Annotated in this window: 14 protein-coding genes; 6 read left to right on the top strand and 8 right to left on the bottom strand. The window is 58.9% G+C overall.

The features are described 5' to 3' along the window. The first annotated feature begins 363 nt into the window (after positions 1 to 363). A complete protein-coding gene (locus tag D3Z90_RS14980; protein WP_136476805.1) occupies positions 364 to 579 on the top strand; it encodes a molybdopterin-binding protein in 216 nt (71 codons plus the stop codon). On the opposite strand, the gene D3Z90_RS14975 is transcribed toward D3Z90_RS14980, so the two are convergent. The 4 genes from D3Z90_RS14975 to moaA form a co-directional block, all read right to left on the bottom strand. Next, positions 574 to 1191, bottom strand: coding sequence for a metalloregulator ArsR/SmtB family transcription factor (locus D3Z90_RS14975; RefSeq protein ID WP_136476804.1), 618 nt, complete (start codon positions 1189 to 1191; stop codon positions 574 to 576). The genes D3Z90_RS14980 and D3Z90_RS14975 overlap by 6 nt on opposite strands. Positions 1192 to 1204: 13 nt before the next feature. Continuing rightward, entirely contained in the window at positions 1205 to 1837 is a 633-nt protein-coding gene (locus tag D3Z90_RS14970) for a hypothetical protein (protein ID WP_136476803.1), read from the bottom strand. 126 nt (positions 1838 to 1963) lie between these two features. After that, complete coding sequence (locus D3Z90_RS14965) at positions 1964 to 3385, bottom strand: cytosine permease (RefSeq protein WP_136476802.1); 1422 nt, start codon at positions 3383 to 3385, stop codon at positions 1964 to 1966. 200 nt (positions 3386 to 3585) lie between these two features. After that, a complete protein-coding gene (moaA, locus tag D3Z90_RS14960; RefSeq protein ID WP_136476801.1) occupies positions 3586 to 4599 on the bottom strand; it encodes a GTP 3',8-cyclase MoaA in 1014 nt (337 codons plus the stop codon). 269 nt (positions 4600 to 4868) lie between these two features. On the opposite strand from moaA, the gene D3Z90_RS14955 reads away from it, so the two are divergent. Next, positions 4869 to 5759 carry an EamA family transporter gene (locus tag D3Z90_RS14955; RefSeq protein WP_136476800.1) on the top strand — a complete coding sequence of 297 codons (891 nt, stop codon included), beginning with the start codon at positions 4869 to 4871 and terminating at the stop codon, positions 5757 to 5759. A gap of 12 nt (positions 5760 to 5771) precedes the next feature. On the opposite strand, the gene D3Z90_RS14950 is transcribed toward D3Z90_RS14955, so the two are convergent. Further along, positions 5772 to 7202: an MFS transporter gene (locus tag D3Z90_RS14950; RefSeq protein ID WP_136476799.1), complete on the bottom strand. Its 1431-nt coding sequence runs from the start codon at positions 7200 to 7202 to the stop codon at positions 5772 to 5774. A gap of 163 nt (positions 7203 to 7365) precedes the next feature. Here D3Z90_RS14950 and D3Z90_RS14945 point away from each other — a divergent pair, with 163 nt between their 5' ends. From D3Z90_RS14945 to D3Z90_RS14935, 3 genes are all read left to right on the top strand, one after another. Then, positions 7366 to 7686, top strand: a complete 321-nt coding sequence (locus D3Z90_RS14945; protein WP_136476798.1) for a YbjQ family protein — start codon at positions 7366 to 7368, stop codon at positions 7684 to 7686. Between the two features lie 161 nt (positions 7687 to 7847). Next, positions 7848 to 8036, top strand: a complete 189-nt coding sequence (locus tag D3Z90_RS14940) for a hypothetical protein (protein ID WP_136476797.1) — start codon at positions 7848 to 7850, stop codon at positions 8034 to 8036. A gap of 142 nt (positions 8037 to 8178) precedes the next feature. Beyond that, positions 8179 to 8481 (top strand): hypothetical protein, encoded by a 303-nt coding sequence (locus tag D3Z90_RS14935; RefSeq protein ID WP_136476796.1) that lies wholly within the window; start codon positions 8179 to 8181, stop codon positions 8479 to 8481. On the opposite strand, the gene D3Z90_RS14930 is transcribed toward D3Z90_RS14935, so the two are convergent. Continuing rightward, complete coding sequence (locus D3Z90_RS14930) at positions 8472 to 8894, bottom strand: group II truncated hemoglobin (RefSeq protein WP_178084189.1); 423 nt, start codon at positions 8892 to 8894, stop codon at positions 8472 to 8474. The genes D3Z90_RS14935 and D3Z90_RS14930 overlap by 10 nt on opposite strands. Before the next feature lie 101 nt (positions 8895 to 8995). Next, positions 8996 to 9328, bottom strand: coding sequence for a hypothetical protein (locus D3Z90_RS14925; RefSeq protein WP_136476794.1), 333 nt, complete (start codon positions 9326 to 9328; stop codon positions 8996 to 8998). Positions 9329 to 9683: 355 nt separating this feature from the next. Between D3Z90_RS14925 and D3Z90_RS14920 the strand changes: the two genes are divergently transcribed. Beyond that, positions 9684 to 11174, top strand: coding sequence for a DASS family sodium-coupled anion symporter (locus tag D3Z90_RS14920; RefSeq protein ID WP_136476793.1), 1491 nt, complete (start codon positions 9684 to 9686; stop codon positions 11172 to 11174). A gap of 109 nt (positions 11175 to 11283) precedes the next feature. On the opposite strand, the gene D3Z90_RS14915 is transcribed toward D3Z90_RS14920, so the two are convergent. After that, positions 11284 to 11832 carry a cupin domain-containing protein gene (locus tag D3Z90_RS14915; RefSeq protein ID WP_136476792.1) on the bottom strand — a complete coding sequence of 183 codons (549 nt, stop codon included), beginning with the start codon at positions 11830 to 11832 and terminating at the stop codon, positions 11284 to 11286. Between the last annotated feature and the right edge of the window lie 24 nt (positions 11833 to 11856).

The raw sequence follows: 11856 nt of genomic DNA, 5'->3' as shown, positions 1-11856 counted from the left end.
TGAGGTCACGATTGATGCAGGCCCTGTCTGGCGCAGGGCTCGGGTTACGCGGATGGCGGCTAGTGTATTCCCGTATGGAATGTAGGACTAATCAAGGGTGTTGATGGTCCTATCGAGCGCCTCTATCGCGCCTTGTCCGAGCGTCGGCAAAGCCTTGTCCTGTCTATCTCGGGCATTGGCAGACCGCGTACAGGCCTAGACCAAAGTAGCATTCGCCGCTCCAGGCAGGACGGTGATGTTTTCCTCTTATATTCATTACTGATCTAACAAAATGATTAATTATTCTTTTTTGTTTTTTCGGTAAGCGTGCACTCTGCACCTCAAGCACTGCGCCGCAGTGCACCCCGGAACGAGGAAGCAGGCATGACCATCAAGGCGATCAACGTACGCAATCAGTTCAAGGGCACGGTCAAGGAGATCATTGAAGGGCCGGTGGTGTCGGAAATCGACGTGCAGACACCCGCTGGCATTGTCACCTCAGTGATTACCACGCGTTCGGTACACGAACTGGAACTGCGCGTGGGCAGCGAAGTGATTGCCTTCGTGAAATCCACCGAGGTGTCGATCGCCAAGTTATGAGGCGTCGCGTATCAGCTGAAATCGACAGACCTGGCCACCGCGCAGCATGCACTCCAGGTGCTGCACCTGCCCACCCCCCAGGCTGCCAATCAATGCCAGGTCGAGCTCACAGATTTGCGGGTGAGCTTCGGCCAACTGATGGAATACGCAGTTGTGAGCGACTATCTGCGTCGCTTCTCCCGAACGAAAAAACACTTCGGACTCATAGCCGACATCGTTCATGTGGTTGGCAATCTGTTGCTCATCGAGGCGAGTAGCACTCAGGTCTGCGGCCATCTTTCTACCCAGGCTGCGCATCAAGGCCACCAGGGCTTCATGGCCGATCAGGCTGGCGATTTCATCGATCAGCAAATTGGCCAGCAGGTGGTAGTGGCGCGGAAAAAGTTCTTTGCCACTGACGCTCAGGCGGTATAGCTGCTCGGGGCGCCGGCCAGTGGCACGCAGATCGCCGCGTACCACCAGACCGTCACGCTCCAGTGCGGCCAGGTGCTGGCGCACCGCTGTGCGGGTGACTGCAAGCTGGCTGGCCAGCTCTTCGATGCTCATGCCCGCGACCTTGTACAGCAGTGCCGAAAGCAGATCCTGTTGAGTGCGTCCGAGACCTTCGAACATCGACAGACCTCGCTCAGAACTTGTCCGGGAATTGTTTGACCAGCGCCGCCGTCAAGGCGTCGGCCAACCCGAGAATGTGCTCGCGCATGTGTTTCCATGTGCCAGCTTCTGCCTTGTAGTCCTTTTTCGCCAACTCGTCGATCTGGGCGATATGGTGCCCTCCGTGTGCAACGAGCAGGGTCGTCAGCGTTACTTCAGGCAAATAGGGATTGGCGCTGGAGAGGAATTTGGCCAAGGCCTTGGCGTTGCGGGTTAAATCGTCCACGGCTGCCTGCTTGCCGGAAGCGGATTGACTGACAGTGGCGTCACTGTAGTGCTTGACCGCACCCCAGTGTCCACCGAGCAATTGAAGTAACTGGTCAGCGGCAGGTTGGCCATACAGCGGTGCGATACTGTTGGCTATCGCGGTGGCGTTATTGACCACTTCCTGGCTGGCAGTATCCGCCTGTTGGCGATTACCGGCTTGGTTGGCGATGGCATAGTTGCGAATCCAGAAAACATGCTCCACCCACAGGTCACGCAGGGCCAAGCGGGTAGTCAAGGCAACGGAATCGGCTTGCGGGGGCGCGGTTTGAGCCGCTGGGCTCAAGGCGGGAAACGCGCACAAGGCAGCGAGAAGCAACACGACCGACAGTCTGATCTTCATGGCAGTACCCTCGAGGGGTGAAGTGGCCTACAAGATCAATTACAGCATAAAAATATGTCGTTATTCTGTCGTGCGCCGAACGGTCGTTGCCCACCGTGGGAACGGTGGGCAACGCGCAATGTCAGCTTAGGATGCAGCCGGTTTCGGCAGAATCATGTGCGCCGGTGCCTGGGCTGCCTTGCCGCGAGCGACCAGGTAATACAGCACGCTCGGGACGATCAGGCCAATGATCCACGACACGTCGACACCGCCCAGGTGGGCAACCATTGGGCCGGTGTAGAGCTTGGTTGAAATGAACGGCATCTGGATCAGTACACCAATGGTGTAGACGATAATGCCAGGCATGTTCCAGCGCCCGTAGCGGCCCTTGGGATCGGCCAGCGCCGGTACGTCATAGCGTTCCTTGGTGATGAAATAGTAATCCACCAGGTTGACCGCGCTCCAGGGCACGAAGAATGTCAGCAGGAACAAAATGAACGACTTGAACGCGGCGAGGAACGAGTGCTGCCCAAGCAGGGCGATGATCGTCGCAGCACCGACAATGCACAGCACGAAGATCAGGCGCTGACGGCGGCTGACTTCGATATGCCCGCGAAAGCCACTGATGATGGTGGCGATACACATGAAGCTGCCGTAGGAGTTGAGGGTAGAGATGGTCACCTTGCCAAAGGCAATGCTGAAGTACAGCAGCGCCGCGGTGGCACCCGTGCCACCCAGGCCGACGATGTAGGCGACTTCACGGCCGGAGAACTGCCCATTGGCAATTGCTGCGGCAAATACCCCAAGCATCATCGAAGCTTGTGAGCCCACCACTGAGCCAAGGCCTGCGGCCAGGAAGGTCTTGAACGAGGAGGTATTGCTTGGCAGGTAGCGCGAGTAGTCTGCTACATAAGGTCCAAAGGAAATCTGCCAGGAAGCCGACAGTGATACCGCCAACAGAAACGACGCCCAGGTGAAGTGGCGGTTTTGCAGAAGCTGGCTGATGTCGGTAATGGTCAGGATGCGGCTAAACAGGTAGACGAAGGCAATGATCCCCAGCACGCTGGCGATGCGCCCGATCCAATGGATCATGCGGTAGCCGAACACCGTCGCCAGTACGATCACGCCGGCAAAGATGAGGATCCCTGTGCTGTCACTGACGCTCAGCAACTGGCCAATGGCCTGGCCCGACAACACAGTGCCGGTAGCCGTGAAGCCCAAGTACATCAGGCACACCAGGGTGATCGGGATGGCTGCGCCATAAACACCGAATTGCACCCGGCTGGATATCATCTGCGGCAGCCCCAGCTTCGGCCCTTGGGCGGCATGCAGTGCCATGACTGCGCCCCCCACCAGTTGGCCGATCAGCAAGCCGATCAGTGACCAGAACACATCGCCACCGAGCACCACGGCCAAGGCCCCGGTCACAATTGCGGTGATCTGCAGGTTGGCGCCCAGCCATAAGGTGAATTGGCTGTACAGGCGTCCGTGTCGCTCATTTTCCGGGATGTAGTCGATCGAGCGCCGCTCGATCAATGGCTTGCTGCGCGAAGCGCTGGCCTGGGTCATTGCTGTGGATCTCCGCATTTTGTTGTTGTCGAGCGGTTGATCGCCGACCGGACACAGGGTCGGTGACGTTTGCAGATATCATCATGTATATACAAGCGCAGTCAAGTGAGGGCGTTGTAGCGAAAACTCATGAAGACAGGCGCAGTTATGCCCGAAAGGTAGTGCAGAGGATCGATAGAGGAGGGTAAACCGCGCAGCGTCTAGCCGCCGGTCATGTTCATGAAGCGCAGTATCTGCACATCACCATTGACGTCGAAGTGATGACTGTAGGGTTTCAGACCCATGGCATCGCGAATGGCTTTGTCCAGGCGTGCGTTGTCGCCGGGGTGGGCGCGCAGTACCTGTTTCAAGTCGCTGGCGTGATCATTGCCCAGGCACAGCAACAAGCGGCCTTCGACTGTGAGTCGTACCCGGTTGCAGGTGGCGCAGAAATTGTGGCTGTGGGGGGAAATGAAACCAATGCGAATGTGCGCGGCTTCGGCCAGGCGCCAATAGCGTGAGGGGCCCTGGGTGGACTCGGCGGATTCGATCAGGGTGAACTGCTCGGCAATGCGTGCGCGAACTTCATCGCTGGAGCAATACGACTCGCTTCGCTCATGTTCGCTGATGACGCCGAGCGGCATTTCTTCAATAAAGGAAATATCCAGCTCACGATCAATGGCAAAACGCACCAGATCATTGATCTCGCCGTCGTTACGGCCCTTGAGTACCACGCAGTTGAGCTTGGTGCGGCGAAACCCCGCTGCTCGTGCCGCGTCGATCCCGGCGATTACCTGATCAAGATCACCCGTACGGGTAAGCGCCTTGAAACGCTGGTGATCGAGGCTGTCCAGACTGATGTTGAGGCGCGACAGGCCCGCATCGAACAGCGGTTTGGCCAGGCGCCCAAGCTGCGAGCCATTGCTGGTCATGCACAGCTCGCGCAAGCCTGGCAGCGCGGCAATGCGGGCGCACAAATCGACGATGCCCTTGCGTACCAGCGGTTCGCCCCCGGTGAGGCGAATTTTGCGTGTGCCCATGGCGACGAAACGCTCGGCGACCTGATACAGCTCTTCAAGGGTAAGAATGCGTTGGCGAGGCAGGAACTGCATGTCTTCGGCCATGCAATAGACGCAACGGAAGTCGCAGCGATCGGTGACCGACATTCTGAGATAGTCGATCTTGCGATCGAAACCATCGACCAATGTGTTGTCGCTTGCGTTCACAGATGCCATTGCCTCTTTTGATCAGGCTCCCGTCGCGGCGGGGAATGCATGGGTGCAAATGCATTGAACAGGAGTGCGCCTTATCGAGCATAGGGAGGCACTGGGGTGGCGTCAAATTGCTTTTAGTGACTGATCGATAAGCCTCGTCTATCAGTGCCAAGGCCGCGAACACGCTGGGCTGCGGCGGACTCAAGGGCAGGTGCAGGTCGCATCCGGGATGCCAGCAACGCGAGCATAAGGTTATGCTGTTGCGAAATATTACAAAGCCGGATCGGGATATGCCGTTAAAGGACTTACTGTTGGCCCTGGTGGTAATTATTGCCTGGGGTGTCAATTTCGTCGTGATCAAGGTTGGCCTGGATGGCTTGCCACCGATGTTACTGGGGGCGCTGCGCTTTGCCTTGGTGGCATTTCCGGCGGTGTTGCTAGTCAAGCGCCCACAGTTGCCCTGGCGTTGGCTGATCGCTTATGGCGCTACCATTTCACTGGGTCAGTTCGCTTTTCTCTTCGAGGCGATGGGCAATGGCATGCCACCGGGTCTGGCCTCGCTGGTGTTGCAATCACAAGCCTTTTTCACCCTGTTCTTTGCCGCGATCTTTCTTGGCGAGCGGCTGCGTGCAGCAAGTGTGCTGGGGCTTCTGGTCGCAGCGGGAGGGCTGACTCTGATTGGCAGCGAGAACGGCGCCAGCGTGCCGTTTTTCGCGCTGTTGCTGACCTTGTGTGCGGCGGCGATGTGGGCCATGGGCAATATTATTACCCGGCGCTTCGGCAATATAGATCTGGTCGCCCTGGTGATCTGGGGCGGATTAATCCCGCCGTTGCCGTTCCTGGCGCTGTCCTGGTGGCTGGAAGGACCGACCCTGATTGAAAGCTCGTTGCGCGGGATCGGGTGGAGTTCAATCCTGTCGCTGGCGTACCTGGCCTTTATTGCCACCATGCTTGGCTACAGCCTGTGGAGTTACCTGCTGTCACGCTACCCCGCAGGCAAGGTGGCGCCGTTCTCGTTGTTGGTGCCGGTGGTGGGTTTGAGCTCCTCGGCGCTGTTGCTGGGCGAGCGGCTGACACCGCTGCAAGGCTGGGGGGCGGGGCTGGTAATGGTCGGGTTGCTGATCAATGTGTTTGGGTCGCGACTGTTGGCGGGTCGAGTTACGGCGCAAGGCCGGGCTTGATTGAACTGCGCATCAGGCCAGGGCAAGTGCGCGGGTGCCGGTAATGCGTCGAACCAGCAGGAGCGTCAGCAGCGGAGCAAGCGTGAACACACCAAACAGCCACGCGGCGGCGTGCTGGGCCCCGACTACGCCGCCAGGTTCAACCAGGCCTGCACTGTTACTTACGACGCCAGCGAGTGCCGCAGCCAGGGCTGTGGCGTACAGTTGCACGGTGGTGATCGAGGCCGATGCCAGGTTTTCCTCGCCAGGACGCGCCGAGCTCAGCACGCGCGTCAGCAGGTGTGGCCAGCCTACGCCGATACCCAGTCCAACCCCGGCCAGGGCAAGGCAGTAGCTGACCACGCCGACTGTGGTGCGCAGCCATCCAAGCTGCGCTGTCATCAATGCCAGAGCCAACATTGCCAACACGATGATCACCGGGCCAACGCGCATCATCCGCTCGGCCGCATCCCCTGTACGGCTGGCGCTCAGTAATGCAGCGACTGTCCAGCCAGCTGCCATGGCTGCGGTCATATAGCCCGCGGCGAGAGGCCCGAGGCCGTGGATCTGCTGAAGAAAATAGGGCACGAAAATCTCGGTGGTCACCGCTGCGATCAACAGGCACATCATTGCGTACAGCACACCGAGCCGGCTGCCAAGCGAATAGGCCCCCGTGGGCAGCAAGCGGCTTTGCGGGTTTCGATCCAGGCGGGCAATCAGCACGCCGATGGCAAGGCCGGCGCCAATGCCGAGCAAATTCCACAGCAAGTGACTGCTGAGGCTGGCTGCCGAAATAGCCAGCACCGAAGCGACCAGGCAGACAATCAAAGCGTAGGGTGGGCGTGTGCTACTGGAGGTGGCGGCGAGGCTGTTGTTCAGTTGAGTGACCACAATGACCGCCAGCAGGCCGATTACCGGCAGTAGGGCCCAGAATGCCCAGCGCCAATGTCCGCCCTCGGCGAACACGCCACCAATGGCTGGCCCACACAGCGTCGCCAGGCCCCACATGCCCGAGACCATGGCCATCGCGCGAGGCCATAAGCGCTCGTCGAACACCAGACGGATCAGGGCATAGCTCAGGGCAAACAAAACCCCACCGCCCAGGCCCTGGACGCTGCGACCGGTAAGCAGCACCGGCATGCTCGGCGCCGCTGCGCAGAGGATTGAACCTACGGCGAAGATCGTCAGTGCCAGCAGGAACGCGCGCCGCGCGCCAAGCCCTTCGAGCAGGCGTGCCGAAAGGGTAGAGCCAATGATCGACGTGACCACGAACAGCGTCGTACTCCAGGCATAGAACGCCAGCCCGCCAATATCGGCGATGACCGTCGGCAGAATGGTGGTCACGATGTAAACGTTGATCGCGTGCAGTGCCACGCCGCCAGCCAATGCGATCGAGCGCAGGGCGTTGCGACCGTGCAGCAGTTCGGCCCAGGAAGCACTCGCAGGCGTAGCGGGGGAGGACATTTGCGCATCCTTCGCAAGGGTGAGTCGTGGCTGCAGTCTAAGAGCGCCTGGGGGTTAACACAAACTACTGGCTGGGCTCATCGCCGCTGGCATTTGTTACCATCGCGCTTTAGCCGAGCCGCTAGGGCTGGGCGTACAACCTGCAAGACCGAAGGAGAGCAGTATGATCATCACCACCACAGGCACTATCGAGGGGCGCCAGATCGCCGCCTACCTGGACGTGGTCAGCGCCGAATCGGTCCAGGGTATCAACGTGGTTCGTGACGTTTTCACCAGCTTTCGGGACTTTTTCGGCGGTCGTTCGCAAACCCTGGAAAGCGCATTGAAGGAAGCCCGCGAGCAAGCGACGGATGAAATCAAAGCCCGCGCGCGCAGCCTGCAGGCTGATGCGGTCGTGGGCCTGGATTATGAAATCAGCATGCCATCTGCGCGCGGCGGCATGGTCGTGGTGTTTGTCACTGGGACAGCGGTCAAGCTCCGGTAGACACTTGGGTGCGACAAAATGGCTCGGCCACTGGTCGGGCTTTTTGCTTTTTGTCTCCATGGTCGATAAATGACCGGCTAGTCTCTGAATCACTTGGGACGGTAATTTCCGGGCAACCAACTATTTGCCCATACCGACCCACTGTCAGAGGGAGACAGGGCATGAGTGAATCGTATTTCGAGGACAACGGCGACGAATTTCCCATCAACAGTCAGGTACGTTGTGGCCAATCTGCATTTCGCCTGGGGTTTGCCCATATGACCCAGGATGAGGCTGATCACGCCAAACCGTGCCACCTGCAACGTGCGAAGAAGGGTCGTTTCATGCCCAGGATCCCGTTGAAAAAGTGAACTCCTTCACACCACCCCGCACAATGTCGCGGGGTTTTTTATGCATTGTTTGACCTTGCTCAAAGGTTGCGGCATAGATGCTCGCGTGATTGGCGCATGTATGCCTTACTTGTCCGGCTGCTTTCAATACAGGGGATGACCGATGCGTATCAGGGAAGAAACATACTGGCAATGGGCGGACGCCCAGTTGCATAGCCGCAGTCACGATGAGCTGCTCAGTGACGGTACCAACATTGATGTTCAAGTCAGGCTGTCGCGTACGGGCGCCACGCAACTGTTTATCGGCATTTACGCCAGCCATGGCAAGGCGATGGTGGAGGAGTATTATCCCAGCCGCCCCGGCGAAACCATGACCCGGGCCATGGTCTGGGGGGTAAATCGGGCCAGGGCCTTGCTCACCGGTGAGTTCCCGATAGAGCAGATACCCCTGCGGCGTCAGGCTTGAGAATGGCGATTGTGGCTGGCCTGGACAATACGCTGGGCCGGCACACGCAGTTGCAGCAGCAGGTAATGGGCAAACGCGGCTGAGTAGCCTTGCTTGGCGATGGCTTGCTCCATGCAGCTCAACCAGATGTCGCTGTGGGATTGATCGATCGGCCATTGGGCATGGAATGCCGGAATGGCGATCGATCCATAGCGCTCCTTGAACAGTGACGGGCCACCGAGCCACCCGCTCAGAAAACAGGCCAGTTTGTCTCGCGCGTTGTCGAGGTTGTCCGGGTGCATCTGTCGCACCGGGCGGGCATCCGGGCTCTCATCCATCAATCGATAGAAATCATCGACCAGGCGCCGCAGGCCCTCGATGCCGCCTGCGGCCTGGTAGGAGGCGTCGCCGGTTCCGAATGCGGGATTGTTCATGGCAACTCTCTGCAGGAAAAGCGCCATTGTAGCCAGATATCGACAGCATGAAAAAAGCCCAGTGCAGGCACTGGGCTTTGGTATTGCAATAAGTGCTGTTATCAGCAGAGGCGATCGATTACCGCAACGCCTGGCTGGTTTTGCAGTGTCGACCACTCGTGCTGCAGGGTCTGCAGAACACGGCCTACGTACTGGGTGTCGGCGGCGGCTTTCTTGCCGACATAGCCTTGACCACGACGGTACATCTTCAACCGGGCACGCATGTTCGGCGTGCGTTGCTCGAACTGTGCTTCATCGGTGAGGGTCCCCAGGCCGTCCAGGCGAACTTCGCCCTCTTCGCAAACCCAGAGAATGTGGCTGTCGAGCGTGTCTTTACGCGCTGCGAACAGTTGAGCCAATTCGTCGATAGTCGGTTGATTGTTCAGATTCATCATAAAGCCCCCTAGGCCATTTTTAGTTGAGTTCAAACACGTCATGTAGCGTTGAAAGAAAGCTGCTACAGCAGCGTCACAACTGGGGGCTTTTACACGCTGCCTTTTGGGCAGTACCCATCCGCATACAGCTCATGGATCCTTCGAGCTGCCTGGAACACCCTTGCCAGTGTCCCCGATCGGGGAGACGGCCTCATCATGCAAGGGCCGACGAACGGCGTCAATAGGTTTTGTAGTGATTTTTTTTGCGCACTACATTTTGTCTGACAATGCTCGCTCTGCTGGTGTTGATGCGCATCAGTTCGTTCACAGGTGAAGTGGCTGATGATGGTCACTCATGTATTACAGGGAGATGCTCATGAGTTCGTCGGCAAGTGCACCGAGTGCACAACCTGCCCGGGTCAAGATTCCAATTGGCTTGTTGTTGGCAATAGCAGCATTGGTCGGGGTGTTGATGCTGCCGCTGCCCGCCGACTTGCCGGTGGCCGGTCACCGCGTGCTGGCGATCCTGGCCTTTGCCGTGGTGGTATGGATCAGCGAGGCCGTGTCGTACGAAGCCAGCGCAATCATGATCACCTCGTTGATGGCATTTCTGCTCGGCACAGCGCCGACCGTGGCCGATCCATCGGTGACCTATGGCTCCTCGGCGGCCATCAGCCTGGCCCTTACCGGCTTCTCTAACAGCGCACTGGCCTTGGTGGTGGGCGCCTTGTTCATTGCTGCAGCCATGACCCATACGGGGCTGGACCGGCGCATTGCCCTGGTGACGCTTTCCAGCGTTGGCGTCAGTACCCGACGTATTCTGCTCGGCGCCGTGGCGGTGACTATCCTGCTCAGCCTGGTAGTGCCCAGCGCCACGGCGCGCAGCGCGTGTGTGGTGCCGATCATGATGGGGGTGATCGCCGCCTTCGGCGTCGACAAGCGCTCCAACATTGCTGCTGGCATCATGATCATCGTCGCCCAAGGCACCAGTATCTGGAACATCGGTATCCAGACCGCTGCAGCGCAAAACCTGCTGACAGTGGGTTTCATGGACAAGATGCTCGGCGCGCGGGTGTCATGGATCGACTGGTTGATCGCCGGTGCGCCATGGGCGGTGATCATGTCGGCGGTGCTGATTTACATCGTGCTCAAATTGTTGCCGCCCGAAAGCGACAGTATTCCCGGCGGCAAGGCGGCGGTCAGCAAGACCCTGGCTGAACTGGGACCGATGAGCGGAGCGCAGAAGCGCCTGCTTGGGGTGTCGGTGCTACTGCTGTTGGCCTGGGCGACCGAGGGCAAGCTGCACAGCTTCGATACCACTTCGACAACCTATGCAGGGTTGGTCATCCTCTTACTGCCTCGCGTTGGGGTAATGACCTGGAAAGATGTGCAGGCGCGGATTCCCTGGGGCACGGTGATTGTCTTCGGGGTTGGTATCAGCCTGGGCACCACCTTGCTCACCACGCAGGCCGGACAATGGTTGGGCGCGCAGGTAGTGGCCAATACCGGGCTGGATCAATTGGGAACTCTGGGGGTGTTTTCGATTCTGGCGGCGTTTCTGATTTTGATTCACCTGGGCTTTGCCAGCGCCACCGCGTTGACCTCGGCGCTGTTGCCGATTCTGATTGCGGTTCTGCAGACCTTGCCGGGTGATTTCAGCCGCTTGGGCATGACCATGGCATTGGGCTTTGTCGTCAGCTATGGCTTTATCCTGCCGATCAACGCACCGCAGAACATGGTGTGCCTGGGGACCGAAACATTCAGCGCCAAGCAATTTGCCCGTGTCGGGATTCTGGTAACGGTGATTGGCTATCTGCTGATGCTGGTGTTTGCGGCGACTTGGTGGCACTGGTTGGGATGGATGTAGCGGTCGCTATGGGCGCAACCGGTAGGCGCGGGCTTGCCCGCGATCGGCCGCAACCCGGCCGACACCCTACCTACAGGCTGCACTGACCCCAGCGCAGGGCAGCCTACGATCAGAAGTTCGCCGGTGTGTTGGCGCTGATGATTTCTGCTTCGTCCTGGCCGATGTTCTTGAAACTGTGGGGCAGGGTGGTCGGAAAGTAGTAGCCGTCACCGGAGTTGAGGATGCTGACCTGACCGCCGACACGCAGCTCAATGGTGCCGCGGGTTACCAGGCCACACTCTTCACCTTCGGAGTGAACGATGGGCTCGTCACCGGAATCGGCACCTGGCGCATACAGTTCGCGCAGCATGCGCATTTGCCGGCCTTCGACACTGGCACCGACCAATAGCATGCGTAGGCCGCTGTTGCCCAGGTCCGGCTGCTCGGTTGAGCGGAATACAAAACGCTCTTCACGTGGCGGCTCGTCAAAACTGAAGAACTCTGCCAGCGACATGGGAATGCCCTCAAGCAGTTTTTTCAGGGAACTGACCGAGGGGCTGACGCGATTCTGCTCGATCTGCGAGATCGTCGAGTTGGTCAGCCCGCTACGACGGGCCAGCTCCCGCTGGGAGAGTTTGTTGCGTTCACGCACCAGTTTGAGTCGTGTCCCCGTGTCCATAGCCGCCTTATGTGTTAAAAATTT

This window comes from Pseudomonas sp. DG56-2 (genome assembly GCF_004803755.1).
Taxonomy (GTDB): Bacteria; Pseudomonadota; Gammaproteobacteria; order Pseudomonadales; family Pseudomonadaceae; genus Aquipseudomonas; species Aquipseudomonas auratipiscis.
The sequence above is the reverse complement of the archived record's forward strand: the minus strand, read 5'-3'. Positions and strand labels throughout refer to the sequence as shown.